The organism is Inquilinus limosus MP06, assembly GCF_000767795.1.
Taxonomy (GTDB): Bacteria; Pseudomonadota; Alphaproteobacteria; order DSM-16000; family Inquilinaceae; genus Inquilinus; species Inquilinus limosus_E.
Genome location: NZ_JANX01000689.1, coordinates 1 through 2,884 on the forward strand (window position 1 = coordinate 1; position 2,884 = coordinate 2,884).

Annotated in this window: 3 protein-coding genes; all 3 read left to right on the top strand. The window is 73.3% G+C overall.

The genetic code is table 11. The features are described 5' to 3' along the window. The coding region (locus P409_RS30890; RefSeq protein WP_034847485.1) for a transketolase at positions 1 to 715 on the top strand (715 nt) is incomplete at its 5' end. Continuing rightward, entirely contained in the window at positions 712 to 1,662 is a 951-nt protein-coding gene (locus P409_RS30895; protein ID WP_034847487.1) for a transketolase family protein, read from the top strand. The genes P409_RS30890 and P409_RS30895, both read left to right, overlap by 4 nt. 2 nt (positions 1,663 to 1,664) lie before the next feature. Further along, positions 1,665 to 2,884: FGGY family carbohydrate kinase (locus P409_RS30900; protein WP_034847490.1), on the top strand; the 1,220-nt coding region annotated here is incomplete at its 3' end.

Consider the following 2,884-nt stretch of genomic DNA (forward strand, 5'->3'; position numbering starts at 1 on the left):
CGACCTGTCGGTGACCGACATCCTGGCGACGCTGTTCTTCGGCGTGCTCGACCTCGACCCCGCCAACCCCACGCGGCCCGACCGCGACCGCTTCATCCTCAGCAAGGGCCATTGCGCCGCGGCGCTGTACAGCACGCTGGCGCTGCGCGGCTTCATCCCGGCCGATCTGCTCGGCAGCTTCATGAAGCCGCTGTCGGTGCTGAACGGCCACCCGAACCGGCGCAAGGTGCCGGGGGTGGAGGCGAACACCGGCCCGCTCGGCCACGGCCTGCCGATCGGCGTCGGCAGCGCCATCGCGGCCCGGCTGAGCGATAGCCCCTGGCGGACCTTCGTCGTGCTCGGCGATGGCGAGCTGCAGGAGGGCAGCAACTGGGAGGCGGCGATGTCCGCCGGCCATCGCGGGCTGGACAACCTGACCGCCATCGTCGACCGCAACCGGCTGCAACAGGGCGCCCGCACCGAGGACACCAACCGGCTGGAGCCGCTGGCCGACAAATGGCGCGCCTTCGGCTGGGAGGCGATCGAGCTGGACGGCCACGACCACGCCGCGCTGTGGGCCGCCTTCACCACAGCACCGGCCGGCAAGCCGCGCTGCGTCATCGCCCGCACGATCAAGGGGAAGGGCGTGTCCTTCATGGAAGACCGGGTGGAATGGCACCACAAGGTGCCGTCGCCGGCGCAGATCGAGCAGGCGCTCGCCGAGGTGGCCCGATGAGCGCCGATGTCGTCGCCAAGCCCGGCACCTTCGACTGCCGCAAGGCCTTCGCCGAGACCTTGACCGAACTGGCGCGGACCGACCGGCGCATCGTCGCCGTGTGCAACGACTCCGTCGGCTCCAGCAACCTGACCGGCTTCGCGGCCGAGTTCCCCGACCGGCTGGTCAATGTCGGCATCGCCGAGCAGGCCATGGTCGGGGTCGCCGCTGGCCTCGCCAATGGCGGCTTCGTCCCCTTCGTCTGCGCCGCCTCGCCCTTCCTGACCGGCCGGGCGCTGGAGCAGATCAAGGCCGACGCCGCCTACAGCCAGTATCCGATGGTGCTGTGCGGCATGAGTCCGGGCATGGCCTATGGCGAGCTGGGGCCGACCCATCACTCGATCGAGGACCTGGCCTGGACCCGGGCGATCGCCGAGCTGACGGTGATGGTGCCGGCCGATCCGGCCCAGACCCGCGCGGCGGTGCGCTGGGCCGCCGATGCCGGCCGCCCCGTCTTCCTGCGCATCGGCCGCTTCCCGGTGCCGGAGGTGACGCCGACGGGCGCGGCGTTCGACGGCGGCGCGACGCAGCTTCTGCGCGACGGCGGCGACGTCACGCTGGTGGCGACCGGGACCATGGTGTCGCGGGCGCTGGAGGCGGCGGAGCTTCTGGCCGGGGAAGGGGTTCAAGCCCGCGTGCTGAACGTCGCGACCCTCAAGCCGCTCGACCCCGAGCCGCTGCTGCGCGCCGCGGCCGAGACCGGCCGCATCGTCACCGTCGAGGAGGCGGTGGTGCAGGGCGGGCTGGGCGGGGCGGTGGCCGAGGTCGTGTCGCAGTCATGGCCGGTGCCGATGCGCATCCTCGGCGTCACCGGCTTCGCCCCGACCGGCAGCGCCGCCTTCCTGCTCGACCATTTCGGGCTGAACGCGGCCGGCATCGCCGCCGCCGCCCGCGAGCTGGTGGCCTGACCATGGGCTTCGTCCTCGCCATCGACCAGGGCACCAGCTCCACCAAGGCGCTGCTGGTCGATGCCGCGGGCGCGGTGGTGGCGCGGGGGGCCGCGCCGCTGGGCGAGACGCATCCGAAGCCGGGCTGGGTCGAGCAGGACCCGGCGGCGATCTGGGACAGCGTGCGCGCCGCCGTCGCCGCCTGCCTGCAGGGCCGGGACCCGACATCGGTCGCGGCGGTCGGCTTCAGCACCCAGCGCGAATCCCTGCTGATGTGGGATCGGCGCACCGGCGAAGCGCTGTCGCCGCTGATCAGCTGGCAGGACCAGCGCACCGGCGCGCTGTGCGAGGCGCTGCGCTCGCCCGACGCCGAACGGCTGGCGCGCGAGCGCAGCGGCCTGCCGCTCGACCCGATGTTCTCGGCCGCCAAGGCGAAGTGGCTGCTCGATACGCTCGATCCGGACCGGGTCCGGGCGAAGGCCGGCGAGATCTGCCTCGGCACGGTCGATGCCTGGCTGCTCAGCCGCTTCGGCGGCGAGGCGGTGACGGAGGCCGGCAACGCCTCGCGCACCCAGATGCTGGATGTCCGCCGCGCCGCCTGGGATGCCGACCTGATGGATCTCTTCGGCGTGCCGGAGGCGGCACTGCCGCGGGTGGTGTCCTCGACCGGGCCTTTCCCGGACGTGCGCGGCCTCGACCCGCTGCCGGACGGCGTGCCGGTGTCCGCGGTGCTCGGCGATTCCCATGCGGCGCTGTTCGCCCATGGCGCCTTCGCCCCGGGCCAGATCAAGGCGACGATGGGCACCGGCTCCTCCGTCATGGGGCTGATCGACCGGGCCGAGGCGCTGGACCCCGGCCTGTGCCTGACCATCGCCTGGTCGGTCGACGGCCGTCCGGCGCTGGCGGCGGAAGGCAACATCCGCTCGGCCGGGTCGACCTTGCGCTGGGCGGCGGAGCTGCTGGGCCTGTCGACCCAGGAGCTGGCCGATCTCGCGGCGGATGCCGCGAGCGACGGCGTCTACCTGGTGCCCGGCTTCAACGGGCTGGGCGCGCCGTGGTGGGATCTCAACGCGGTGGGCCTGCTGGCCGGCTTCACCCTCGGCACCGGCCGGCCGGCCATCGCCCGCGCGGTGCTGGAGTCGATCCCGCACCAGATCGCCGATGTGGTCGAGGCGATCGATCGCAGCGTCGGCCAGGTGCGGGCGCTGCATGTCGATGGCGGGCCGACCCGCAACCCGGTGCT

Bases quoted from the DNA above. Each gene is read 5' to 3' on its own strand.
- P409_RS30895 (WP_034847487.1), top strand. From the start codon at position 712: ATGAGCGCCGATGTCGTCGCCAAGCCCGGCACCTTCGACTGCCGCAAG.